General features: G+C 70.1%; 21 protein-coding genes. 14 read left to right on the forward strand and 7 right to left on the reverse strand.

The genetic code is table 11. The features are described 5' to 3' along the window. Positions 1-178 precede the first annotated feature (178 nt). Positions 179-1,771 carry an ABC transporter substrate-binding protein gene (locus EDF46_RS06605; protein WP_158614178.1) on the forward strand — a complete coding sequence of 531 codons (1,593 nt, stop codon included), beginning with the start codon at positions 179-181 and terminating at the stop codon, positions 1,769-1,771. A gap of 100 nt (positions 1,772-1,871) precedes the next feature. Here the strand turns inward: EDF46_RS06605 and EDF46_RS06610 are convergent, their stop codons facing one another. Further along, complete coding sequence (locus tag EDF46_RS06610; protein WP_123505491.1) at positions 1,872-2,528, reverse strand: hypothetical protein; 657 nt, start codon at positions 2,526-2,528, stop codon at positions 1,872-1,874. 91 nt (positions 2,529-2,619) lie between these two features. Here EDF46_RS06610 and EDF46_RS06615 point away from each other — a divergent pair, with 91 nt between their 5' ends. Further along, positions 2,620-2,856 (forward strand): PLDc N-terminal domain-containing protein, encoded by a 237-nt coding sequence (locus EDF46_RS06615; protein WP_199738222.1) that lies wholly within the window; start codon positions 2,620-2,622, stop codon positions 2,854-2,856. A gap of 30 nt (positions 2,857-2,886) precedes the next feature. Here the strand turns inward: EDF46_RS06615 and EDF46_RS06620 are convergent, their stop codons facing one another. Both EDF46_RS06620 and EDF46_RS06625 read right to left on the reverse strand, forming a co-directional pair. Then, entirely contained in the window at positions 2,887-3,543 is a 657-nt protein-coding gene (locus EDF46_RS06620; RefSeq protein ID WP_123505493.1) for a UTRA domain-containing protein, read from the reverse strand. Then, entirely contained in the window at positions 3,530-4,435 is a 906-nt protein-coding gene (locus tag EDF46_RS06625; protein ID WP_158614179.1) for a GntR family transcriptional regulator, read from the reverse strand. The genes EDF46_RS06620 and EDF46_RS06625 overlap by 14 nt, the downstream gene beginning before the upstream one ends. A 213-nt stretch (positions 4,436-4,648) precedes the next feature. On the opposite strand from EDF46_RS06625, the gene EDF46_RS06630 reads away from it, so the two are divergent. The 4 genes from EDF46_RS06630 to EDF46_RS06645 are packed head-to-tail and all read left to right on the forward strand — an operon-like array spanning position 4,649 to position 9,898. Next, the gene (locus EDF46_RS06630) at positions 4,649-5,941 is read left to right on the forward strand and encodes an NtaA/DmoA family FMN-dependent monooxygenase (protein ID WP_123505495.1); all 1,293 of its coding nucleotides are present in this window, start codon (positions 4,649-4,651) and stop codon (positions 5,939-5,941) included. A 32-nt stretch (positions 5,942-5,973) separates the two neighbouring features. Continuing rightward, on the forward strand, positions 5,974-7,257 hold the full coding sequence (locus tag EDF46_RS06635) for an NtaA/DmoA family FMN-dependent monooxygenase (RefSeq protein ID WP_123505496.1): 1,284 nt from the start codon (positions 5,974-5,976) through the stop codon (positions 7,255-7,257). A 20-nt stretch (positions 7,258-7,277) separates the two neighbouring features. Further along, a complete protein-coding gene (locus EDF46_RS06640) occupies positions 7,278-8,579 on the forward strand; it encodes an NtaA/DmoA family FMN-dependent monooxygenase (protein ID WP_123505904.1) in 1,302 nt (433 codons plus the stop codon). After that, the gene (locus EDF46_RS06645) at positions 8,579-9,898 is read left to right on the forward strand and encodes an NtaA/DmoA family FMN-dependent monooxygenase (protein WP_199738224.1); all 1,320 of its coding nucleotides are present in this window, start codon (positions 8,579-8,581) and stop codon (positions 9,896-9,898) included. Before EDF46_RS06640 ends, EDF46_RS06645 begins: the two co-directional genes overlap by 1 nt. An 8-nt stretch (positions 9,899-9,906) precedes the next feature. Here the strand turns inward: EDF46_RS06645 and EDF46_RS06650 are convergent, their stop codons facing one another. Next, a complete protein-coding gene (locus EDF46_RS06650) occupies positions 9,907-10,536 on the reverse strand; it encodes a polysaccharide deacetylase family protein (protein WP_123505497.1) in 630 nt (209 codons plus the stop codon). A 108-nt stretch (positions 10,537-10,644) separates the two neighbouring features. On the opposite strand from EDF46_RS06650, the gene EDF46_RS06655 reads away from it, so the two are divergent. The 3 genes from EDF46_RS06655 (at position 10,645) to EDF46_RS06665 (ending at position 14,193) form a co-directional block, all read left to right on the forward strand. Continuing rightward, positions 10,645-11,946 (forward strand): NtaA/DmoA family FMN-dependent monooxygenase, encoded by a 1,302-nt coding sequence (locus tag EDF46_RS06655; RefSeq protein ID WP_123505498.1) that lies wholly within the window; start codon positions 10,645-10,647, stop codon positions 11,944-11,946. An 87-nt stretch (positions 11,947-12,033) separates the two neighbouring features. After that, a complete protein-coding gene (locus EDF46_RS06660; RefSeq protein ID WP_123505499.1) occupies positions 12,034-12,747 on the forward strand; it encodes a DUF4184 family protein in 714 nt (237 codons plus the stop codon). Positions 12,748-12,810: 63 nt separating this feature from the next. Then, positions 12,811-14,193, forward strand: coding sequence for an aldehyde dehydrogenase family protein (locus tag EDF46_RS06665; protein WP_123505500.1), 1,383 nt, complete (start codon positions 12,811-12,813; stop codon positions 14,191-14,193). 5 nt (positions 14,194-14,198) lie between these two features. Here the strand turns inward: EDF46_RS06665 and EDF46_RS06670 are convergent, their stop codons facing one another. After that, positions 14,199-14,600, reverse strand: coding sequence for a hypothetical protein (locus tag EDF46_RS06670; protein WP_123505501.1), 402 nt, complete (start codon positions 14,598-14,600; stop codon positions 14,199-14,201). Positions 14,601-14,706: 106 nt separating this feature from the next. Between EDF46_RS06670 and EDF46_RS06675 the strand changes: the two genes are divergently transcribed. Further along, on the forward strand, positions 14,707-17,358 hold the full coding sequence (locus EDF46_RS06675) for a phosphoenolpyruvate carboxylase (protein ID WP_123505502.1): 2,652 nt from the start codon (positions 14,707-14,709) through the stop codon (positions 17,356-17,358). Between the two features lie 101 nt (positions 17,359-17,459). Here EDF46_RS06675 and EDF46_RS06680 read toward each other — a convergent pair whose 3' ends face one another. Beyond that, entirely contained in the window at positions 17,460-17,816 is a 357-nt protein-coding gene (locus EDF46_RS06680) for a PRC-barrel domain-containing protein (RefSeq protein ID WP_123505503.1), read from the reverse strand. A 150-nt stretch (positions 17,817-17,966) separates the two neighbouring features. Here EDF46_RS06680 and EDF46_RS06685 point away from each other — a divergent pair, with 150 nt between their 5' ends. Together EDF46_RS06685 and EDF46_RS06690 are read left to right on the forward strand one after the other, a co-directional pair. Beyond that, entirely contained in the window at positions 17,967-18,293 is a 327-nt protein-coding gene (locus EDF46_RS06685) for a DUF86 domain-containing protein (RefSeq protein ID WP_123505504.1), read from the forward strand. 471 nt (positions 18,294-18,764) lie between these two features. Beyond that, positions 18,765-19,835 (forward strand): Rv2578c family radical SAM protein, encoded by a 1,071-nt coding sequence (locus EDF46_RS06690; protein ID WP_123505505.1) that lies wholly within the window; start codon positions 18,765-18,767, stop codon positions 19,833-19,835. A 260-nt stretch (positions 19,836-20,095) separates the two neighbouring features. On the opposite strand, the gene EDF46_RS06695 is transcribed toward EDF46_RS06690, so the two are convergent. Then, positions 20,096-21,391, reverse strand: a complete 1,296-nt coding sequence (locus tag EDF46_RS06695; protein ID WP_199738225.1) for an NAD(P)/FAD-dependent oxidoreductase — start codon at positions 21,389-21,391, stop codon at positions 20,096-20,098. Positions 21,392-21,525: 134 nt separating this feature from the next. Between EDF46_RS06695 and EDF46_RS06700 the strand changes: the two genes are divergently transcribed. Both EDF46_RS06700 and EDF46_RS18695 read left to right on the forward strand, forming a co-directional pair. After that, positions 21,526-22,674 carry a sodium:proton antiporter gene (locus EDF46_RS06700; RefSeq protein ID WP_233579910.1) on the forward strand — a complete coding sequence of 383 codons (1,149 nt, stop codon included), beginning with the start codon at positions 21,526-21,528 and terminating at the stop codon, positions 22,672-22,674. Further along, positions 22,671-23,189 carry a cation:proton antiporter gene (locus EDF46_RS18695; RefSeq protein WP_233579911.1) on the forward strand — a complete coding sequence of 173 codons (519 nt, stop codon included), beginning with the start codon at positions 22,671-22,673 and terminating at the stop codon, positions 23,187-23,189. The genes EDF46_RS06700 and EDF46_RS18695 overlap by 4 nt, the downstream gene beginning before the upstream one ends. Positions 23,190-23,192 lie beyond the last annotated feature (3 nt).

Consider the following 23,192-nt stretch of genomic DNA (forward strand, 5'->3'; position numbering starts at 1 on the left):
TGCTTACGCCGCCCTAGCGAAATCAGACTGAAACGATTGGCGTCATCGGCTGAAACAGCCGACTTCGACACTTGCGGAGACCTCCCCCCTCACACACCTGGAGTACGCAGTGTTCAGTAGCAGTCGTTCTCGAAATACGCGGCCCTCGTACCGGCGGCTCTTAGCCGCCGCGGCGGCCGTGACCGCAACCGTCCTCGTCCTCACCGGCTGCAGCAACCTCGCGCCCAAGCAGACGACCGGCAAGACCGTCGTCGAGGTCCTCCCCGCCCTCGCCACCCAGCTGAGCTTCGACACCAGCTTCGCGCTGACCGCCGGCTACTTCGACACCGGCGACTACCTGTTCAACGACCTGATCACCCAGAAGTACGTCGCGGGCGACCAGAAGGACACCCAGGACCAGGACATCTACAACTTCACCGGCGTCCTCGCCAAGAGCTACACGAAGTCGGAGGACGGCCTGACCTACACGTTCAACCTCCGTCACGGAGTGAAGAGCCAGCGGGGCAACGAGCTCACGAGCGAAGACGTCCTCTGGTCGTTCGAGCGCAAGATGAAGGCCGCGACCAGCATCGTGCCCTACGTCATCACGCCGGCGCTCACGGACCTCAAGCAGATCACCGCGCCCGACAAGTACACGGTGAAGTTCACGGTCGCGAAGGCCGCCTACGGCTTCACGCTGCTGTCGAACCTCAGCGACATCGTCGGCCAGATCTACGACTCGACGTTCCTCAAGAAGCACGTCACCAAGGACGACCCCTACGCGACCAAGTTCTCGTCCGGCCGCTTCGACTTCGGCTTCGGCGCCTACAAGGTCGCCAGCGTCACCGAAGGCTCCGAGATGGTGCTCGAGGCGCGCACCGACACCGGGCTCGCGAACACCCCCACCATCACGAAGATCATCCAGCGCGTCGTCGCGGATGCCGGCAACCGTGCCACGGCTCTCAAGAACGGCGACGCCGACGTGGCTCTCGGGCTCCTGCCCGCCGACCAGGCGTCGCTGGAGAAGGACTCCGGCGTCCTGGTCCCGAAGAAGGCCCGCAACGGCTACGTCGCGATCCAGCTCAACGTGAAGACCGGCCCGTTCAAAGACATCGCGGTGCGCAAGGCGTTCACCACGGCGATCGACTACGGCCAGGTCATCGACGGGGTGCTCCAGGGCCGAGCGACCAAGAAGAACACCATGCTCGATTCGGGCGCTCCCGGCTACGACGGCTCGGGCCTGCCTGACTACAGCTACGACGCGGCCACGTCGAAGAAGGTGCTGAAGGCCGCCGGCTACACGACGAACATCCCGGTCACGCTGACGGTCGCGAACGACAACCAGGCGATGGTCGACACGGCCGTCGCGATCAAGAGCTCGGCCGAGGCCGCCGGATTCGACATCACCGTCGACTCCGTCCCCACGGCTCAGGCTCAGGAGCGCGGCACCAAGGGCCAGACCGAGGCCAGCCTGTTCACCGGTGAGGCGCTCGCGCTCTCGCAGGGCTACCAGCTCGGCCTGCAGACCACGCCCGGCTCGTCGTCGAACTACTCGCAGTACGACGACCCGACGTTCGCGAAGCTGCTCGCCACGGCGAACGACGTGCCCGACCCGCTGACCGACGAGGGCGGCAAGGCCTACAACGCCGCCGAGAAGCGCTGGCTCGGCGATCAGATCGCCGCGATCTACATCGCGCAGCCGGCCTCCGACTCGGCCGTCTCGTCCAAGCTCCACGGCTGGACCTGGCGTCTCGACCACGCGGTCGACCTCTCGGTCATGACCAAGGACTGACCCGCGCAGCAGAAGGCCCCCGTCGCACCAGCGGCGGGGGCCTTCTCTGTCGCGGCAACCCGGGAACTCGGCGCGGCCGGCCATGCAGGTCCGCTGGAGATCAGTACGTGCTCGCCTTCGCCCCCGACACCCTCAGTCCGAACTCCCCCGAAACGCGAATCGGCCCCGCATTGGCCTTGTAGCTGACCCGCGCCCAGGCGGGACCGGCGGAACTCTGCGTCGCGCGAGCGATCCCCGTCGGCGAGGGCAGGCTGCACGAACCGCCGACGACTGCGCAGGTGGCGCCGTGGAACGACCGCACCTTCGCCTTGCCGACCCCGCTCGTCTGGTAGTCGACGAAGAACCGTGCAGAAGAGATCGGATCCCAGACGGAGACCTTGCAGCTGGTCTTCCATCCGCCGGAGCTGCCGCACCCGGACAAGCCCGTTCTGGACGGTCGATCGCCTGCAAGAGTCACGATCTTGACCGAGCCGTCGGCAAACGTCTCGCGAACCGTCTCATCGGGACCGACCCGCGTGGTCGTGGCGATCGGGCTTGCGTCGGTGTACACGTCAAGCACCTCACCGCGCTCGAGCTTCGCGATCAGGCGGTCTTGAGTCGGACCGGCGATCGCCCCCTCGGTCATGTGCGCGCGAAGATCGGCTTCGACCACAGAACTGAGAACCTCACCCCCGGCAGCCTGGGCGGCGGAGGCGGGGACGAGCAGGCTCAGCGGGCCAAGCCCGAGAAGGACGGTGGCGAATGCAGCGATTTTCACGATGGTCTCCAATGACGCGTCAAGAGTACAGAAATGTGAACTCTCAATCTCATATGCTGAGTCCAGCAGGCATCAATCGAAGGAGATTCTCGTGATCGCACACTCGCTCGGCGTCCTGCCGTTCCTCCTGGCCTCTGCCCTCCTGGCACTCGACGCCGTCGCTCTCGTCCAGATCTGGCGTGACCGGAGCAGCGCCTTCGGCGCGAAGGCGCTGTGGACCCTCGGAGTCGTCCTGCTGCCTGCGCTCGGCGGTCTCGGCTGGCTGCTCAACCGTGCTCTGGGGCGCGCCTCAGGCCGCATCGACCGTCGCGCTGAGCGCAGCTCCTAGAGCGACGCCGCAGGCGCGACACCGACATGATCAGTCGGCGAGCAAGGCCACGCGGTCCGCCCTGAAGTGCGTGAAGCTCAGCTCCCGCACCACGCCGTCGTCGGCCGTCAGCACCATCTCGCGCAGGATCATCGGGCTGCCGACCGGCACTCGCAACGACAGGGCCGTCCGCGCGTCGCTGCGCACGGCCTCGACGCTCGACTCGGTGCGGGCCAGCTCGCGCCCGAACAGCCGGCGGAACAGGTCGCCCATGGTGCCGACGTCGGCGCCGGGGACGTGCGCCCTCCAGGCGCGCGAGATCGGGTCGAGGTCGCTCGAGAGATGGTACGAGACGCGCACGAACAGGGGCTCGTCGTCGAGGGTGGCGTGCTGCTCGAGCATCGCCACGGTGTCCTGATCGGTGTGCATGCGAGCGCGGATCAGCGGCGACGACGAGACCAGGGCGTGCTCGATGACGCGGAGGCGCACCTCGGCCTCCTCGCCCGTGTCGAGGAGGAGCCGCTGGTGGTCGGTGTGAGCGCCGAACGGGATGACCACGAGGGGTTCGGGCTCGATCCTGCGCCCCGGTGTCGGGGTCTCGGGTGCGAGGTCGTCTCCGGTGTCGGCCGCGATGCGCGAGATCCACGCCTGGGCGCGGCGCTGCACGAGCTCGGACGGCGGGACGGGCTGGGCATCACTCGGCGTCATCGGTCTTCTCCGGCTCGGAGTGCAGGTGCGCCTGCGTCTTCGACAGGGTCGACCGGTCGCCGCGGAAGTGCGTGAAGCTGTACTCGCGGGCGCGACCCTGGATGTCGTAGCTGTACTGCTGGCGAAGGAGCAGCGGGGAGCCCTCCTCGACGCCGAGCAGGCGGGCGGTGCGTTCGTCGGCGCCGACCACCTCGACGCGGTTGCGCAGGAAGCCGAAGGCGCAGCCGTACAGCTTGCCGAACTCCTCCTTGAAGGTGCGGCGCATCGTGGCCGTCACCTCGAGCGCCTCGGCCGGATTGCTCATCTCGGGCATCGCCAGGGGGTGGTTGTTGGTCGCGGTCGTCTCGAACGACTCGACGCGGTCGACGAAGTTCTGCGGGTCTTCCAGCAGGGGCACGACGCCGGTGCGCAGGAAGATCGGCGAGTCGCCGTAGACGCCGAGCTGGACGTAGCTGAGCGTGTAGTCGGCCGGCGCGCCCATCAGGTCGGCGACGATCGGGGGCGTCGGGATCACGCCGTCCTGCAGGGTCACGACGCCGAGGTCGTAGGCGTCGTCCTGCGGGTGCGGCGTGAAGTCGCGCGGCAGCACCTGGTCGACCTGGAAGTCGACGATCCGGTTGGTCAGGAGGGTTCCGCGCCGCGGCGCCCGGCTGATCAGACCGTCGGCGACCAGCATCGACAGCGCCACCCGGACGGAGTTCCTGCTGGCCCCGAACTCCTTCGAGATGCTGAGCTCGTGGAAGCGGTTGTTCTCGGCGTCGGCGATGCCCGCGCGGATGCTCGCCCGGAGCTGCTCGTACGTGCGTCGCGAGGACGTGTGGAGAGGGGCCTGCTGGAGCTGGCGCTGCTTCTGGAACTGCGCCGCCCGCTGCTCGTTGAACGTGTAGGACATAGTCGGTCGCACCATCCCTATTTGCGTGAGTGGACCCACCGTACGGCCGGTTTCGCATCTGGGCGACACCTGACGTCAAATCGACTCGACAGCGTAATACGCGAGAAATACGCCCCGTTCGCGGCTGTAATACGCCGCCCCTTGACTGGTTCCACAGGCACGGGTCGTCTTCGGCTCCGGTGGCCGACGACTCCTGAACGAAAGGGCACGCAGATGTTTCACATGGGATGGTTCATGGGCACCGGGTTCGGCGTCTACAACTGGAATCAGCGCTGGTCGGGCAACGTCGGAAGCGACGTCGGCAACCCGCAGCTCTTCATCGACATGGCGACCTCGCTGGAGCGCGCCGGCTTCGACTACATGATGATGGAGGACTCCTCCGTCCTCCCCAACGTCCACGGCGGCACCTTCGAGTCGAGCGTGAAGAGCGGCGGCACGATCCGCTTCGACCCGATCCCGCTGGTGCCCCTGCTGACGAACGCGACCCGGCACATCGGCATCGTCGCGACGATCTCGACGTCGTTCTACCACCCGTTCATGGCGGCGCGCCTGTTCTCGACGCTCGACCACATCACCGAGGGCCGCGTCGGCATGAACCTGGTGACGTCGAGCAACAAGTCGGCCATGCAGAACTACGGCCTCAAAGACCTGATCCCCCACGACGAGCGCTACGACCGCGCCAACGAGTGGGTCGACGTCGTCAAGGCGCTGTGGGACTCATGGGACGAAGACGCGGTGCTCATGGATGAGGCGCAGGGCGTCTTCGCCGACCACACGAAGGTGCACACGGTCGACTTCGAGGGCAAGTACTACCGCTCGCGCGGCCCGCTGAACACGATCCCCGGCCCGCAGCGCCACCCGGTCATCTGCCAGGCCGGCGGCTCGGACGTCGGCCGCCAGTTCGGCGCCCGCAACGCCGACACCATCATCGCCGCGGTCAAGGGCGTCGAGGAGATGAAGGCGTACCGCGACGACATCACGGCCCGCCGCGAGGCGCTGGGCCTCGACCCGAACGGCGTCAAGGTGCTCTACCTGGTGTCGCCGATCATGGCCGACTCGAAGGGCGAGGCCGAGGCGAAGGACCAGGCGATGAAAGACGCGACCGCCGCCAACATCGACGCGCAGGTCGCCGGCTTCTCGTACTTCACGAGCACCGACTGGTCGAAGTTCGACTACGACGCCCCCTTCCCCGACCTCTCGAAGAACGAGGGCCACCAGTCGACGATGAACGACTGGGCACGTTCGGGCGCCACCATCCGCGAGGCGGTCATGAACCACCGCACGCAGGAGTCGGTCCGTCTCGTCGGCACACCGGAGTCGGTGGCGCAGGAGATGGAGGAGCACATGGACTACGCGGGCGGTGACGGCTACCTGATCGCCATGCCGGTGACGCGCAAGAACATCACCGAGATCGCCGACGGCCTCGCCCCGGCCCTCCGCCAGCGCGGCGTGATCCGCCCGTCGTACGACAAGGCCACGTTCCGCGAGAACCTCCTGGCCTACTGACCCGCCTTCCGCCGACCCGAAAGGACACCCCCGTGTTCCACCTTGGATGGTTCCTCAGCTACTACCCGCAGGGCTGGAACGAAGGCCACAGCGACCGCGGCAACTACTTCCCGAACCCGGACGCCTACGTCGACTTCGCCAGGGCCCTGGAGCGCGCCGGCTTCGACTACATGATGATCGAGGACGGCAGCTTCATCCCCGACGCCTTCGGCTCGTCGATGGAGTACTCGCTGTCGACCACCTTCGCGGCGCCCAAGCACGACCCGATGGCCCTGGTGCCGCTGCTCGCGCAGGCGACGGAGCACATCGGCATCATCGCCACGATGACGACGACGTTCTACCCGCCGTTCCTCGCGGCTCGCCTCATGACGACGCTCGACCACCTGTCGCACGGCCGCGTCGGCTTCAACCTGGTCACCAGCCACAACGACCGCACCGCGCAGAACTACGGCCTCGACAAGCAGTACCCGCACGACGAGCGCTACGCGATCGCGACCGACTGGGCCAAGGCCGTCACGGCGCTACTGACCTCGTGGGACGACGACGCCGTCCTGGACGACGTGGAGGCCGGCGTCTACGCCGACCACACGAAGATCCACCAGGTCGACTACGAGGGCACCTACTTCTCGACGCGCGGACCCCTCAACGCCCCGCCCGGCCCGCAGCGCCTCCCGGTCATCTGCCAGGCCGGCGGCTCCCCCGTCGGCCGCGAGTTCGCGTCGACCTACGCCGACACGATCGTCGCCCCCAGCGGCACCGTCGAGTGGATGACGGAGTACCGCAAAGACATCCGCGCCCGCGTCGCGGCCCACGGCCGCAACCCCGACGACGTCAAGGTCATGTTCCTGACCGACTTCATCATCGGCGACACCCACGACGACGCCCTCGAGCTCCAGCGGCGCAAGCAGGCAGAAGCGGAGTCCGACGTCTCGAAGACCCTGGCCCGCATGTCGTTCGCCTCGGGCATCGACTTCGCCGCGTTCGACCTCGACCAGCCGGTCCCGGCGTTCGAGACGAACGCCGCCCGGACCACGACCGACGCGTTCTTTAAAGGCCGCGAGCACCTGACGCTGCGCGAGATCGCGACCCAGCTGCCCCCGAGCCTGACGATCGTCGGCTCGCCGGCGACCGCGGCCGACCAGATGGAGGCCGTGATGGAGGAGGTGGGCGGCGACGGATTCCTGATCGGGTCGTCGGTGACGCCGCGCGCCGTCGCCGACTTCGCGGGCGACCTCGCCCCCGAGCTCCGCCGCCGCGGCCTGATCCGCGACGGCTACGCCGACACCACGTTCAAGAACAACCTCCGAGCGTTCTGAGAGGCCGATCCGTGACCGACATGTTCCACCTGGGCTGGTTCACCAACTTCGCCCCGCCTCCGTGGGAGGGCCAGTTCTCCGGCCACAACGGCGAGACCTGGGCGAACGGCAGGTTCTACCAGGACCTCGCCCAGGCCCTGGAGCGCGCTCGCTTCGACTACATCATGCTCGAGGACAGCTCGATGGTGTCCGACGCCTACGAGGGGTCGTCGCGCGCCGACCTGAAGCACCACCTGTACGCCCCGAAGCACGACCCCCTCGCTCTCGTCCCGCTTCTCGCCGCGGTGACGACGAGCCTCGGGATCGTGGCGACGGCGTCGACGAGCTTCTACCCGCCCTACCAGCTGGCCCGCACCATGACCACGCTCGACCACCTGAGCCGCGGCCGCGCCGGCTGGAACATCGTGACCTCCAGCGAGGACCGCGCAGCCCAGAACTACGGCCGCACCAAGCTGCAGGAGCACGACGGCCGCTACGACCGGGCCGACGAGTTCGTGCAGGTCGTCGACGCGCTCTGGAACTCCTGGGACGACGGCGCCATCATCCAGGACCGCGAGACGGGCAGGTACGTCGACCACACCAAGGTCCACACGATCGACCACTCCGGCGAGTACTACTCGGTGCGCGGCCCGCTCAACACGGTGCCCGGCCCGCAGCGCAGGCCGGTGATCTGCCAGGCCGGCGGAAGCCCGCGCGGCAAGCGCTTCGCGGCCGAGCACGCCGACACGATCATCGCCCAGTCGCGCGGCCCCGAGCGCATGAAGGAGTTCCGCGACGACATCCGCCGCCTGGCCGCCGAGGCCGGGCGCGACCCCGACGACATCAAGGTGCTCTTCATCGTGAGCCCCCTCGTCGCTGCCAGCGATGCCGAGGCGCAGGAACTCCAGGCCTCCTCGAAAGCGCAGGCTGAGACGAACGTCGAGAAGGCCCTCGCTCACCTGAGCGCGCTCACCGAGGTGGACTTCTCCCAGTTCGACCTCGACGCGCCCGTGACGCAGGACATCACCACCAACGGCCACCGCACGACGCTCTCGGAGTTCCTGAAGCTCGGCGACGACGGCCGCACCCTCCGCGAGGTCGCCGCCGGCTGGAGCATCAGCGCCGTCGACCTCGTCGGCAGCGTCGAGTCGGTCGCCGACCGAATGGAGGAGGTCATGGGATACGTCGGAGGCGACGGCTTCCTGATGTCGGGGCCGATGACGCGCACCTACATCGGCGAGATCGTCGACGGCCTCGTTCCTGAGCTCCAGCGCCGCGGCCTGACCCGCAGCGACTACCTGCCCCAGGGCGCCACCTTCCGAGAGAATCTGAGGTCCTTCTGATGCCGAGCACGCCGACGACGCGGATGCGACTGGGCTGGTTCATCAACTTCCTGACCCCGGCGTGGAACCAGCCGTGGTCGGGTACCACCGGCGACGAGTGGATGAACGGCGACTTCTTCGTCGACATGGCGAGGTCGCTCGACCGCGCCGGCTTCGACTGCATGATGCTGGAGGACAGCACCTACATCTCGGACGTCTACGGCGGCTCGGCCGAGGCCGAGCTCAAGTTCACCGTCCGAGCGCCGAAGAGCGACCCGCTTCCCCTGATCCCGCTGCTGGCGGCGGCGACCGAGCACCTCGGCTTCGTCGCGACGATGTCGACGAGCTTCTACCAGCCGTTCCTGCTGGCGCGGCTGCTCACGACGCTCGACCACCTGACGGACGGCCGGGTCGGCTGGAACGTCGTGGTGTCGGGCGGCAAGCTCGCGGGCAGGAACTTCGGCATGGACGAGCTGCCCGCGCACGACACCCGGTACGAGATCGCCGAGGAGTTCGTCGAGGTCGTGCAGAAGCTGTGGACGTCGTGGGACGCCGACGCCGTGGTCATGGACCGCGCCACCGGCACCTACGTCGACTCGACCAAGGTGCACACGATCGATCACCACGGCCCGCACTTCGACGTCCGCGGACCGCTCAACGCCCTGCCGCCGCTGCAGGGCAGGCCGCCGATCTTCCAGGCCGGCGGGAGCTCGGTCGGGCGCTCGTTCGCCGCGAAGTACGCCGACACGATCGTGTCGAGCGCCAAGGGCGTCGACGAGATGCGCGACTACCGCGACGAGGTGCGGGCGAAGGCCGTCGAGTTCGGCCGCAACCCCGACGACGTGCGGATCCTGTACATGATCTCGCCCTTCGTCGAGGCGACCGACGAGCTCGCGCGGCGCCGACGCGAGGAGCGCTTCCAGATCACGGACGAGCGCGCGAGACGCCGCCTCCTGATGATGTCGGACGAGATCGACATGGCGCAGTTCCCGCTCGACGAGAAGTTCCCGGACATCGTGACGGACTCGAGCAAGAGCATCACCAATGCCTTCCGCAAGTGGGCGGGCGATCGCACGCTGCGCGAGGCCGCGGCGTCGGACGAGTTCGAGGCGGTGCCGCTCGCGGGCACACCGGCGACCGTCGCCGACGAGATGCAGCGGGTGTTCGAGGAGGTCGGCGGGGACGGGTTCCTGCTGTTCGCCGGCGGCGGCGGAATGCTGACCCGCCGCTACATCAACCAGATCTGCGACGGGCTCGTGCCCGAGCTGCAGCGGCGCGGTCTGGTGCGGACGGTGCAGCCGTCCGGCACGTTCAAGCAGCGGCTCACGTCGGAGGCGTGAGCCCGAGGTCAGGCGCCGAAGGCGTCGCGAATGGTGACCGACGCCAGGCCCGCGGCGGTCAGCCTGGCCAGCACGTCGGGCAGGACCTCCTGCATGGCCTCGTAGTTGACGTGGCCGATGACGACGGCTCCCGGGGCGAACTCGGTGTCGACGGAGGCGAGGAGTTCCTGCGCCCCCTTCGCCGGCCCCTCCGCGAGGAGGCCGGACCACATCACCTGGCGGGTCCAGCCGGCGCTCGCTGCGGCGGCGTCGGTCCGCTCGTCGCGCGGGCCGTTCGGCGGACGGAAGTACGGCTTCGTCGACACGCCCCAGAGGCCGACGAAGTGCGCCTCGTTGCGCTCCAGCTCGTCGACGATCTGCTCGTCGGTGAGCGTCGTCAGCTCGGTGTGCGACCAGGTGTGGTTGCCGACCTGGATCTGGCCGGACTCGACGAGCGGCGCGAAGAGCTCGGCATGCTCGGTCCAGCCGGGGTAGCTGCCGACCGGGAAGATCGTCATCCGCGTCCCCGTCTCCGCGGCGAACAGAGCGAGGCGGCGGATCGACTCCGCGTTCGTGCCGTCGTCGATGGTCCAGGCGACGCTCCCCGCGCGAGCGGCGTCGTCGGGCAGGGTGCGGATGAGTGTCGTCGTCTCGGTCATGCCCCGACGGTAGGGGCGGCGTATTGCGCGCCGATTGCGCCGCCCCTGCGAAATGAAGCGAGACGCGGGCGACTCGGAGGCGAAATACGCCCCGCATAGCGTCCAGGCATGCCCAAGAAACTGCACCTCGCCTGGTTTTTGAACTTCTCGTCGCCCTCGTGGCTCGGCCCGTTCGACGGGACCAACGGCGAGGACTGGATCGACGGCGACTTCTACGTCGACATCGTCCGCGCCATGGAGCGGGCGAAGTTCGACTACGTGATGTTCGAGGACTCCCTGATGGTGTCGGACGTCCACGGCGGCTCGATGGCGACCGACCTCAAGTACAACATGTACGCCCCGAAGCAGGATCCGCTGCCGCTCATGGCGAAGCTGGGCGAGCACACCGACCGGATCGGCCTGGTCGCGACCGCGTCGACGAGCTTCTACCCACCCTTCATCCTGGCCCGCCTGTACGCCACCCTCGACAACCTCACGCACGGCCGGATCGGCTGGAACGTCGTCACCTCGAGCGAGGACCTCGCCGCCCAGAACTTCGGCCTCGACGAGCTCTACGAGCACGATCAGCGCTACGAGATGGCCGACGAGTACGTCGGCGTCGTGAAAAAGCTGTGGGACTCGTGGGACGAGGGCGCGCTCGTCCGCGATCGCGAGACCGGCGTCTTCGCCGACCACACGAAGGTGCACCCCATCCACCACGAGGGCGCCTTCTTCAAAGTGCGCGGTCCGCTCAACGCGATGCCCGGCCCGCAGCGTCAGCCCGCGCTCTGCCAGGCCGGCGGCAGCCCCCGGGGCCGCGCATTCGCCGCGAAGCACGCCAACACGATCATCTGCTCGGCCACCGGCGTGGCCGAGATGAAGCAGTACCGCGACGACATCCGCCAGAAGGCCGTTACGGCGGGGCGGAACCCCGACGACATCAAGGTGCTCTACGTCGTCACGCCCGTACTCGACGAGACCGACGAGCTCGCCCAGGCGAAGGCCGCTCGCCGCGCCGTGCCGAGCGACGCCGGCCTCGAGCTCGCGCTCGCCCACCTGAGCGCCCTCACCAACGTCGACTTCACGCAGTTCGCGCTCGACGAGGTGCCGCCCGCGATCACGACGAACGGGCACCGCACCACGCTCGAGGCGTTCCTGAAGAAGGGCAAGCCCGATGCGACCCTGCGCGAGCTCGCCTCGATGCCGTCGCTGAACGCCGTGCCGTTCGTCGGCTCGCCGGCGACCGTCGCGAGGCAGATGGAGGAGGTCATGGAGGAGGTCGGCGGCGACGGCTTCCTGTTCTCGGGCGCACTGAGCCGCCAGTCGGTCGCCGAGATCGTCGACGGCCTCGTACCCGAGATGCAGCGGCGTGGTCTCGCCCGCACCGAGTACGAGTTCGGCACCTTCAAGGAGAACCTGCTCGCCTTCTGACACTCGGCCGAGCCCGCAGCCCCCACCGCCGCCGCCGCCCCCTGGCTGGCAGCTCCCTCTCCGGGCTCGCGAATGTAAAATACGACGATGCCGTACACGCTCAGCCACGCGATCATCGCTCCCCTGCTCGCCCGGGCGGGGCTGCCCCTCGCAGCCGTGGCGTGCGGCGCCATGGCGCCCGATCTTCCGCTGTTCGCGCGCTGGCTCGACTACGACATCACGCACTCCGCCCTCGGTGCGATCTGGGCGTCCCTCCCGATCGCACTGGGGCTGCTCGTGATCTGGCGCATCGTGCTGGTCCCGGTCCTGCCTCGACTGCTCCCCCGCCCTCTGGCGCGGCGCGTCCCCGGCCGGACGGCCGCCGCGCCTCCGGCGATCCTGGTCGCGGGCTGCGTGGTGGGCGTCGCGAGCCACCTCGCCTGGGACTCCTTCACGCACGCGTCCGGAGCGGCCGTCGTCGCCCTGCCGGCCCTCAGAGCGGAGGTCGTCGGACTCCCCGCTCACCAGTGGCTGCAGTACGCATTGTCACTCGCAGGTCTCGCCGGGCTCGGAGCTCTCGGCGCTCGATGGCTTCGCCGCGCGCCGACGACCACCGACGCACGGGGAGCCTCCTGGGCGTGGTGGACAGCGGGCATGGTCGCCTGCGTCGCCATCGGGGGCAGCACGACCGGGCTCGGCCTTCTGCTCTCCGTCGACATTCGGCCGGCCGTGGTCGGCGGCGTCACCATGGCGACGTCAGCCGCGGCGCTCCTGCTGGTCGGCGCCGCCCTGGTGACCCGCCTCCGCCGCGCGAGCAGCTGATCCGAGGCGCCGCATGCCCGCGTACGGGCCGCGTAGCCGGTGCGGCCGGTGCCAGGATGGGGCATGACCGAAGCCGCTGACACCGTCGCCCGCCTGCGCGCCACCTTCGACTCGCGTGTCACGGCACCCCTCGACTGGCGGCTCGCCCAGCTCCGAGCCCTCCGGCGCATGCTCGTCGACCGCGGAGCCGACTTCGAGCGCGCCCTGCACGACGACCTCCGCAAGCATCCCGACGAGGCGCGGCTCACCGAGATCGACGTCGTGGTCGCCGAGATCGATCACGCCCTGAGGCACCTGCGGTCGTGGCTCAAGCCGAAGCGGCACCCCGTGCCGCTGCTGGTGGCCCCCGCCACGGCGACCGTGGTGAGGGAGCCGCTGGGAGTCGTCCTGATCATCGCGCCCTGGAACTACCCGGTGCAGCTCAGCCTCGACCCGCTGGTGGCCGCTCTGGCAGCCGGCAACACGGCGGTGCTGAAGCCGAGCGAGCTGGCGCCGGCCACGGCGGCCGTGCTGCACTCGCTTCTGCCGGAGTTCCTGCCAGAGGCCGTCGCCGTGGTCACCGGCGGCGCCGACGAGACCACCGAGCTGCTGCGCGAGCGCTTCGACCACATCTTCTTCACCGGCGGCGAGCGCGTCGGCCGCATCGTCGCCCGGGCGGCGGCGGAGCACCTGACCCCGACGACGCTGGAGCTCGGCGGCAAGTCGCCGGTGTGGGTCGACGGCTCCACCGACCTGCGCGCGGCCGCGCGGCGGATCGCCTGGGGCAAGTTCATGAACGCCGGCCAGACCTGCGTCGCGCCCGACTACGTGCTGACGACGCCCGACCTGACGAAGCGGCTCGTCGACTTCGTCGGGCAGTCGGTGCGTCAGTTCTACGGCGCCGACCCGGCGCAGAGCGACAGCTACGGGAGGATCGTCTCCGACTCCCAGTTCGAACGGCTCGAAGGGCTGATGGGCGCAGGAACCGCGGCCGCCGTCGGCGAGCCCGACCGCTCGTCGCGCTTCTTCCCGCCGACCGTCCTCACCGGCATCCGCCCGACGGACCCGGTGATGCAGCAGGAGATCTTCGGCCCGATCCTCCCCGTCGTCGAGGTGCCCGACCTCGACGGGGCCATCGCCCACATCCGCGCGGGCGCGAAGCCCCTCGCCCTCTACGCGTTCACGGAATCGGCCGGCGCGCGCCGCCGCCTCCTCCGCGAGACCTCGTCGGGCGCGGTGTCGTTCGGGGCTCCGTCGGCTCATCTCGCCGTGCCCGGGCTGCCGTTCGGCGGGGTGGGCGCCAGCGGCATGGGCGCGTACCACGGCGAGCGCGGCCTGGTGACGTTCAGCCATGAGAAGGCCGTGCTGTCGAAGCCGCTGCACCCCGACACGCTGCGCGTGGCCTACCCGCCGTTCACAGCGCGCAAGGACGCGATCGTGCGGCGGGTGCTCGGCCGCCTCCGCTAGCCCCGTCACGGGATCGCGCGGGTCTCGCCGGGGCCGCACTCGACGGCGTCCGCGAAGACGCCGAGCTGCACCTGCTCGAGCAGGCGGGCGTCGAGATCGCCGGTGCGGACCACGGCGGCCGACACGCGGCGGGCGGACGGCAGGTGCGGGGCGTCGGCGCAGAGGGCGACGACCGTCCAGGGCGCGGATCCGGCGGTGGCGGGTTCGGGCACGGTGAGCGCGCCGAGCAGGTCGCCGCGGTCGACGAGCCGCATCTGCGCCGGCCGAGCGACCGACTGGTCGACGGCGGCGAGCGGGGACCCGAGGTAGGCGCCGAGGGGACGCCCCCGGGTTCCTGCGCCCGTCGTGCACCCGGCGAGCAGGAGGACGAGGCCGAGCGCGGCGAAGGGGCGGAAGTACGGTTCCATGCACACAGAATGTCACACCTGGAACACGGCTTCTCGCGGCGTAACGGTCTGCCAAACTCTGGTAACTATTGAGGGTGACCACCCGACACCTCCGAAGGGATCTGCCATGACCACGTTCGAAGGTGCCCGTCGCCAGCCCGGCTCGAGCCGCGACGACATCCGCGAGGCCGTCGACGCCCATCTGCGCGAAGACGTCAGCTATCTCGGCAACCTGCTCGGCCGCGTGCTCCGCGAGTCGGGCGGCGAGGGTCTGTTCGCCGACGTCGAGCGCGTCCGCCTCGCGGTCATCGGCGCCTACGAGGGCCAGGAGGCCGTCGAGACCGCCCAGGGCTTCGTCGACGACCTCGACCAGGAGCGCGCGGAGCAGGTCGCCCGCGCCTTCACCTGCTACTTCCACCTGTCGAACCTCGCCGAGGAGCACCACCGCGTGCGCGTCCTCAAGCGCCGCGGCTCGGCGGCCGGCGACGCGTCGGACTCGCTGCCGGCGACGCTCGACCAGCTCACCGAGGAGGTCGGCGCGGAGGCCGCGGCCGACCGCCTGCAGAACCTCCGCTTCCAGCCGGTGCTGACCGCGCACCCGACCGAGGCCCGCCGCCGCGCCGTGGCGTCGGCCATCCGCCGCATCAGCGATCTGCTCGAGGCCCGCGACTCGAGTCAGAACGACATCGAGACCGGCGACATCGAGCGTCGCCTGCTCGAGGAGGTCGACACGCTCTGGCGCACGTCGCCCATCCGCACGACCCGCCCGACCCCGCTCGACGAGGTCCGCACGGCGATGAACGTGTTCGACCAGACCCTGTTCGAGATCGTGCCTCGCGTCTACCGCCTGCTCGACGACCGCCTCCAGGGCGACGCGGCCGGCTCGACCCCGCCGGTGGCCCCCGCCTTCCTGCGCCTCTCGAGCTGGATCGGCGGCGACCGCGACGGCAACCCGCACGTCACGGCCGATGTCACCCGGCAGGCCGCCGAGATCGCCTCGGAGCACGTCCTGCTGGGCCTCTCGCGGGCCGCTTCGCGCATCGGCTCGACCCTCACGCTCGACGAGGCCGACACCCCGCCCGACGCCGGGCTCCAGGCCCTGGCCGACTCGCAGCACGCCCTCGACGAGGCCCTCGCGAGCCGGATCGGCATCCGCTCCCCCGGCGAGACGCACCGCCGAGTGCTGCTCTTCATCGCCGCCCGCATCCGCGCCACCCGCAAGGGCGGCCCCCTGGCCTACGGCTCGCCCGAGGTCCTGCTCGACGAGATCCGCACGATCCAGGCGTCGCTCCGCGCGGCCGGCGCCCACCGCGCCGCGAACGGCGAGCTCCAGAACCTCGTCTGGCAGGTCGAGACGTTCGGCTTCCACCTGGCCGAGCTCGAGGTGCGCCAGCACTCGCAGGTGCACCGCACGGCCCTGGCCGAGATCCGCGCCGGCGGCGAGCTGAGCGAGATGACCACCGAGGTGCTCGAGGTCTTCAAGACGATCAAGGGCCTGCAGGAGCGCTTCGGCCGCCGCGGAGCCGCTCGCTACATCGTGTCGTTCACGCAGTCGTCCGACGACCTCGAGAACGTCTTCTCGCTCGCCGAGGCGGCGCTCGGATCGAAGGAGGCCGCACCCGTCCTCGACGTCATCCCCCTGTTCGAGACGTTCGCCGACCTCGACAACAGCACGCGCATTCTCACCGAGATCCTCGAGTCGCCGTCGTACCGCGAGCGGCTCGACGCGACCGGCCGCACGGTCGAGGTCATGCTGGGCTACTCCGACTCGTCGAAAGACGTCGGGCCGGTCTCGGCGACGTTCGCGCTCTACGACGCGCAGGCCCGCATCTCGGACTGGGCCGCCGAGAACGACATCGAGCTCACCCTCTTCCACGGCCGCGGCGGTGCGATGGGCCGCGGCGGCGGGCCGGCCAACGAGGCCGTGATGGCGCAGCCGCCCGGATCGGTCGCCGGCCGCTTCAAGATCACGGAGCAGGGCGAGGTCATCTTCGCCCAGTACGGCAACAAGACCATCGCCGCCCGCCACATCGAGCAGATGGCGGCCGCGACCCTGATGGCGTCGAGCCCGTCGAACGAGAAGCTCAACGCCGACGCCGCCACACGCTACGGCGCCCTGGCCGAGACGATGGACGCCGCCTCGCGCGAGCGCTTCTTCGGCCTGGTCAAGGCCGACGGCTTCGCGCAGTGGTTCGCGCAGGTCACCCCGATGGAGGAGATCGGCCTCCTCGCCCTCGGCTCCCGCCCGGCCCGCCGCGGCCTGTCGGTGTCGTCGCTCGAAGACCTCCGCGCCATCCCCTGGGTGTTCGCCTGGTCGCAGGCGCGGATCAATCTCGCCGGCTGGTACGGACTCGGCTCGGCGCTGGCCGCCGTCGGCGATGTCGAGATCCTGCGCGATGCCTTCGCGAACTGGCCGCTGTTCGCCGCGATGATCAAGAACGTCGAGATGTCGCTGGCCAAGACGGACGAGACCATCGCCCGCCAGTACCTCGCCCTCGCCGATCGCGACGACCTCACGGCTGCCGTCATGGACGAGATGGCGCTCACCCGCCAGTGGGTGCTCGCGACGAGCGGCTCCGACGACGTGCTCGGCGGCCGGCCCGTCCTGAGCCGCGCGGTGCGCCTCCGCAGCCCCTACGTCGACGCGCTGTCGCTGCTGCAGCTGCGCGCCCTCCGCGGAATCCGCCGCTCCGTCGAGAAAGACCCGGCCGACGCCGACCACCGCCTCCTGCTGCTCAGCGTCAACGGGATCGCCGCCGGCCTGCAGAACACGGGCTGATCGGGCCAGGCGCGAACAGAGAGCGGCCGGTCCGGGATCCGACTAACGTCGAACACCGGGCCGGCCGCTCTTGCGTCGGATACGGGCGCAGGAACTCGCGGTCAGCGCCGCCCGAGCCGACGCTCGCCGCCGCTGCCCGTGGCGTACGGCAGCTCGTAGTGCGCGAAGATCGCGGGCTCGTCAGAGGCCTGCAGCTCGCCGTCGGTGGCGATGAACGGGGCCTCCTTGATCAGCTTCTTGCCGAACTGCACCTTCAGGTGCTTGGGGGCGACGACCGCGCCGTCGAGCGGTACGAAGATCAGCTTCTTGCCGCCGAGCACGCCCGACTCGACCGTGGCGAATGCGGGCTTGTCGGTGGACGTGTCGAAGTAGACGCTCTCGAGCGTCCCGACTTTGTCGTCGCTCTGGTCGACGACCGCGAGGCCGATCCAATCGCGCAGGTTCTCGGCTTCGAACACGGTGCCTCCTCGTCGGGCCGGTGAATCCGGCTCCTGTAGACGACGGTAGTCGCTCGGACACCTCCCCGTCGCACCGTGTTCACGGCTCTGGCCCGCTTCATCCACCTCGCCCGCTACAGTCAGTGACGTGACCCCGATTGGCGCCGGCCAGTGAGCCGCGACGACAGCACCCGCCTCGGCGAGATCGTGACAGCCTGCGAGATCATCGCCGACTATCTGGCGCGCGACGGCGTCGACCCCGACCTCGCGTTCGACGCGATCCGCATGCGGCTGGTCGAGATCGGCGAGGCCGTCCACGGGCTCGAGTCGGCCACCCGCAAGCGCGAGCCGAGCGTGCCGTGGAAGGAGATCTCGCACATCCGATCCCGCGTGCTGCACCGGTACTCGGCGAAGTCGCGCGACGTCGTGCTCGAGACCGCGCGCACCGAGGTGCCCGTGCTGCGGGCCGCGGCGGAGCGGCTGCTGGGGTCGCTCTAGCTGCGTCGGTGCGCGCAGCCCCCGCGCGCGACTCGGCGAGATGGCCCCCGGCGTCGGGTCCGCAGGCGCGAGCCGACACCGACGGCCACCTCGCCGCGCTGGCCGGCGCGCAGCCCCCGCGCGCGACTCGGCGAGATGGCCCCCGGCGTCGGGTCCGCAGGCGCGAGCCGACACCGACGGCCACCTCGCGGCGCTGGCCGGCGCGCAGCCCTTGCGCCCTACTCGGCGAGATGGCCCCCGGCGTCGGGTCCGCAGGCGCGAGCCGACACCGACGGCCACCTCACGGGGCGGGCCGGCGCGCAGCCCCCGCGCGCGACTCGGCGAGATGGCCCCCGGCGTCGGGTCCGCGGGCCCGAGCCGACACCGACGGCCACCTCGCCGCGCTGGCCGGCGGGAGCGCACGACGTGGTGCGGACTCGAGCCGCGCGCACGAGCTGCGCGAATGTCGGTGGGTCGCCGTAGGGTCGCGGCGTGAACGACGCAGCACTTCAGCAGAGCGGCCTCCGGTGGGCGGGTCAGCGCATCGATGCCAGCGCGCCCGGCGCCCTGCCCGGCCTGGAGCGCGTCAGCGGGCTCGTCCGGAGTGTCCGCACGCCCGAGTTCCAGGGCATCACGTTCCACGAGGTGCTCAGCAAGTCGGCGCTCAATCACGTGCCGATGACGGCCAAGGTGCTGCCCGGCGAGTGGACCATCAACCCGTACCGCGGCTGCACCCACGCCTGCGTCTACTGCTACGCGCGCCCGACGCACGAGCACCTCGGCATGGGGCTCGGCGACGACTTCGACACGCAGATCGTCGTCAAGACCAACGTCGCCGAGGTGCTCCGCTCCGAGCTGGCGCGCAAGCGCGAGCTGCCCGAGCGGGTGGCCATGGGCACGAACACCGACCCCTACCAGCGGGCCGAGGGCCGGTACGCGCTCATGCCGGGCATCATCGACGCGCTCGCCGACGCCGGGGTCGACTTCTCGATCCTCACGAAGGGCTCCCTCATCCGTCGCGACCTCGACCGCCTCGTGAGAGCGTCCGAGCGCGTCGACGTGCAGCTGGGCATGTCCATCGCCGTTCTCGACGACGACCTGCAGTCCTCCATCGAGCCGGGTACACCGTCTGCCACGGCGAGACTCGCCACCGTCCGCGCGATCCGCGACGCCGGCCTCGACTGCACGGTCTTCGCAGCGCCCCTGCTGCCGGGGCTGACCGACTCCGCCGAGCAGGTCGACGACCTGATGGGCGCACTCGCCGACGCGGGCGCGACCAACGTGCTGCCGTCGCTGCTCTACCTGCAGCCGGGCGTGAAGGAGCTCTACCTGAGCTGGATCGAGCGCGAGCGCCCGCACCTCCTCGACGGCTACCGCAGGCTCTACTCGGGCGGTACGCACGCGTCGAAGGGGTACCAGGAACTCGTGTACGACCGAGCGCGAGCCTCACTGCGCCGACACGGGCTGCCCGTCCCGGGCCCGGCCACGCGCGATCTCTTCGGCTTGCACGGCCGTCGTCGCGCGCCCGCTCCCGCCGACCCTCCGGCCCCCACCCTCTTCTGACCCGACGCAGGCCCGCGCCGCCGACGCAGGCCCGCACCCCCGGCACGCCCCGGCCGCAGGCCGAGGCGGACCAGGAGGGCACGGACCCGCGCCGAAGGCGCCAGACAGGCACCAGCAGGCCCGCGCCCCCGGCACGATCGCGACCTGCACGGGCGTACCAGGAGGGCACGGACCCGCGCCAAAGGCGCCAGACAGGCACCAGTAGGCCCGCGCCCCCGGCACGATCGCGCTCTGCGCGGTCGTACCAGGAGGGCACGGACCTACCCGCGCGCGTCAGTGGTGGCCGGGATCTCCTCGACGCGGTCGCCGTGCTTGCGCACCGGGCGCACGTCGCCGACGATCGGCACGGCCTTCCGGTAGGCAAAGAAGGCGTAGCGCGAGATGAAGTGCGCCATCGTGGTGATGCGGTTGCTGTTGCCGAGCAGGCTGTAGATGTGGATGACGATCCACGTGTACCAGGCGAGCACGCCGGTGAGGGTGATCCCGCCGCGCAGCTGGGCGACGGCGGCGTGACGGCCGATCGTCGCCATGGTGCCGCGGTCGTGGTACTTGAAGCTCTTGGTGGGCTTGCCGGCGAGGATGCGCTGGATCTGCTCGGCGACGTGCACCCCGCCCTGCAGGGCCGGCTGGGCGAGCTGGTCGAGGGGCTTGGGCGTGAGCGCGATGTCGCCGACGGCGAAGATGCGGTCGTGGCCCTTCACGCGCAGGTCGGAGCCGACGACGATCCGCCCGCCGCTGCCCTGCTCGAGCCCCCAGTCGTTGACCTCGCCGTGGGCCGTGACGCCGGTGGCCCAGATGACGAGCTCGGCGGGGATGAACTCGCCGTCGGCCGTCACGACGCCGTGCTTCTGCACCTCGGCGACGCCCGTGTTCAGGCGGAGCTCGACGCCGCGCTTGCGGAGGGACGACGCCGCGTACTTGCGCAGGCGCGCCGCGAACGGCTTGAGCAGCTCGCCGGAGCGGTGCACGAGCGTGATGGTGATGCTCTTGCGGTCGATCTCGGGGTAGGCGTGGATGAGCGCCTGGTCGCGCAGCTCGGCGAGCGCGCCGGCCATCTCGACGCCGGTGGAGCCGCCGCCGACGATCACGACGCGCACCTCGGAGGTGTCTTCGCGGAGCGCCGCCTTCTCGAGCTGCGTGAACAGCTCGTCGCGGATGCGGAGCGCCTGCGAGCGCGAGTACATCGACTTCGCGTACTCCTTGGCGCCGGGCGTGCCGAAGTAGTTGGTGTTCACGCCGTTCGCGAGGACGAGAGCGTCGTAGGCGATGACCTCGCCGTCGGCCAGCGTGATCCTGCGAGCATCGTCGTCGATCTTGGCCAGCAGGCCATGCTGGAAGTTGGCGTTGGGCTGCGACTTGCGCAGGCTCCGCAGGAAGTACGTCACGTCGCCGGCGTTGAGCCCGCCGGTCGCCACCTGGTACATGAGGGGCTGGAACATGTTGTAGATGTGGCGGTCGATCAGCGTCACGCGGACCGGGGCGTCCTTGAGTGCCTTCAAGGTGGCGATGCCGGCGAACCCGCCCCCGACGATTACGACGTGCGGCATCTCTGCCATGTGGTCCTCTTCCCTGCGACGAACGAGGAGGCCGCGAAGGCGCTGGTTCGTCGTCTTCGCTCGAATGCTCCTCCAACGGTAGTCCTCGCGGGGCCGCGCCGCGAACGAACGGCTCGTGACGCCACAATGGACGCATGACACCGCTGATCATCGGAGTGCTCGGCCTGCTGGCTGTCGCCGGTGCGACGGCGTTCGGGCCGCGCGTCGGAATCGCCACGCCGCTCCTGCTCGTCGTGCTCGGAATCGTCGTCGGGCTCATCCCCGCCGTGCCCGATCTCCCGATCGATCCCGAGTGGCTGCTGCTGGGCGTCCTGCCGCCGTTGCTGTACTCGTCGTCGGTGTCCATGCCGTCGATGAACTTCCGGCGCGAGTTCGGCGCGATCGGCGGGCTGTCGGTCGTGCTCGTGATCGCGTCCTCCCTCCTGCTCGGCCTGTTCTTCGCGTGGGCGATCCCCGACCTGCCGCTGGCCTGGGCGATCGCCCTCGGCGCGGTCGTGAGCCCCACCGACGCCGTGGCCACGTCGATCATCAAGAAGCTGGGCGTCTCGCCGCGCGTGGTCTCGATCCTGGAGGGCGAGAGCCTCCTCAACGACGCCACGGCCCTGGTGACCCTGCGGTCGGCCGTCGCCGCCGTCGCCCTGTCGTTCTCGGCGATCGGCGCCCTCGGGTCGTTCGCCTACGCGGTCCTCGTCGCCGTCGCCATCGGCTTCGCTGTGGGCAAGGTCAACCTCCTCGTGCGCAAGCGGGTTCAGGACGCCACGGTCAACACGGTGATCGGCTTCGCCGTGCCGTTCATCGCCGCGCTGCCGACCGAGGCGCTGGGAGCGTCCGGACTCGTCGCAGCGGTGGTGGCCGGGCTGGTGACGGGGCGGGGTGCGCCGCGCGTCCTCAGCCCGCAGCATCGCCTGTCGGACGCACAGAACTGGAGGACGGTCGAGCTCGTCCTCGAAGGCGCGCTGTTCCTGACGATGGGGCTCCAGCTCTCCCGCATCCTGAGCGACGTGCACGAGGACAGCGTCGGCGTCCCGCTGGCGCTGCTGATCGCGGCCGGCGCGTTCGTCATCACGCTCGGCGTGCGAGCGCTCTACCTGAGCCTGCTGCTGAACGGCCTGAAGAAGCGGGCCGCACGGATGGCGAAGTCGAAAGACCGCTTCACGACCATGCAGGGCCAGATCGACAGCGGTGAGCCTCTGGCGATCACCGACGGGTCGCGACGCGGAGCGAGCCGCGCCGGTCAGGAGCGCTTCGAGAAGGCGAGACAGGACCCCACGCGCCTCGCATGATGCGCACGAGACTGGTGCGGGCTCTGGCCGACATCGAGTACTACCTGCAGGCGCCGCTCGGCTGGAAGGAGGGCACGATCCTCGTCTGGGCGGGCATGCGCGGCGCCATCACCGTCGCGGCGGCCCAGACGCTCCCGGAGGACGCCCCTCACCGCAACCTCCTGGTGTTCATCGCCTTCGCCGTCGCAACGGGGTCGCTGCTCCTCCAGGGCGGCAGCATCGGCTGGCTCGTGAAGCGACTGGCGCCCGCGACGACGAACCCGGCCGACGAGACGGCGGAGCGCACCAAGATCATGACGCTGATGCAGGAGGCATCGGCGCCGCTGATGACGGACTACCAGCGCGGCGACTTCGTCGACAAGGAGACGCGGCTCGCCGTCCTGCAGGCGCAGCGGAACGCACTGCTCGACGCCCGCGACGACGGCACGTTCGACGCCGAGATCCTGCAGAGCTCCCTGGTCGTGCTCGACGCGGATCAGATCAGCATCGACCTGCGCGGCGGCCCGAACGGCTGAGCC

Source organism: Frondihabitans sp. PhB188 (genome assembly GCF_003752365.1).
In the GTDB taxonomy this organism is placed as follows: Bacteria; Actinomycetota; Actinomycetes; order Actinomycetales; family Microbacteriaceae; genus Frondihabitans.

Excerpts from the sequence above, each read along its gene's own strand:
- EDF46_RS06620 (WP_123505493.1), bottom strand. The coding sequence starts at position 3,543 with ATGACGCCGAGTGATGCCCAGCCCGTCCCGCCGTCCGAGCTCGTGCAG.
- EDF46_RS06625 (WP_158614179.1), bottom strand. The coding sequence starts at position 4,435 with ATGTCCTACACGTTCAACGAGCAGCGGGCGGCGCAGTTCCAGAAGCAG.
- EDF46_RS06630 (WP_123505495.1), top strand. The coding sequence starts at position 4,649 with ATGTTTCACATGGGATGGTTCATGGGCACCGGGTTCGGCGTCTACAAC.
- EDF46_RS06640 (WP_123505904.1), top strand. The coding sequence starts at position 7,278 with ATGTTCCACCTGGGCTGGTTCACCAACTTCGCCCCGCCTCCGTGGGAG.
- EDF46_RS06645 (WP_199738224.1), top strand. The coding sequence starts at position 8,579 with ATGCCGAGCACGCCGACGACGCGGATGCGACTGGGCTGGTTCATCAAC.
- EDF46_RS06650 (WP_123505497.1), bottom strand. The coding sequence starts at position 10,536 with ATGACCGAGACGACGACACTCATCCGCACCCTGCCCGACGACGCCGCT.
- EDF46_RS06655 (WP_123505498.1), top strand. The coding sequence starts at position 10,645 with ATGCCCAAGAAACTGCACCTCGCCTGGTTTTTGAACTTCTCGTCGCCC.
- EDF46_RS06660 (WP_123505499.1), top strand. The coding sequence starts at position 12,034 with ATGCCGTACACGCTCAGCCACGCGATCATCGCTCCCCTGCTCGCCCGG.
- EDF46_RS06665 (WP_123505500.1), top strand. The coding sequence starts at position 12,811 with ATGACCGAAGCCGCTGACACCGTCGCCCGCCTGCGCGCCACCTTCGAC.
- EDF46_RS06670 (WP_123505501.1), bottom strand. The coding sequence starts at position 14,600 with ATGGAACCGTACTTCCGCCCCTTCGCCGCGCTCGGCCTCGTCCTCCTG.
- EDF46_RS06675 (WP_123505502.1), top strand. The coding sequence starts at position 14,707 with ATGACCACGTTCGAAGGTGCCCGTCGCCAGCCCGGCTCGAGCCGCGAC.
- EDF46_RS06695 (WP_199738225.1), bottom strand. The coding sequence starts at position 21,391 with ATGGCAGAGATGCCGCACGTCGTAATCGTCGGGGGCGGGTTCGCCGGC.
- EDF46_RS06700 (WP_233579910.1), top strand. The coding sequence starts at position 21,526 with ATGACACCGCTGATCATCGGAGTGCTCGGCCTGCTGGCTGTCGCCGGT.
- EDF46_RS18695 (WP_233579911.1), top strand. The coding sequence starts at position 22,671 with ATGATGCGCACGAGACTGGTGCGGGCTCTGGCCGACATCGAGTACTAC.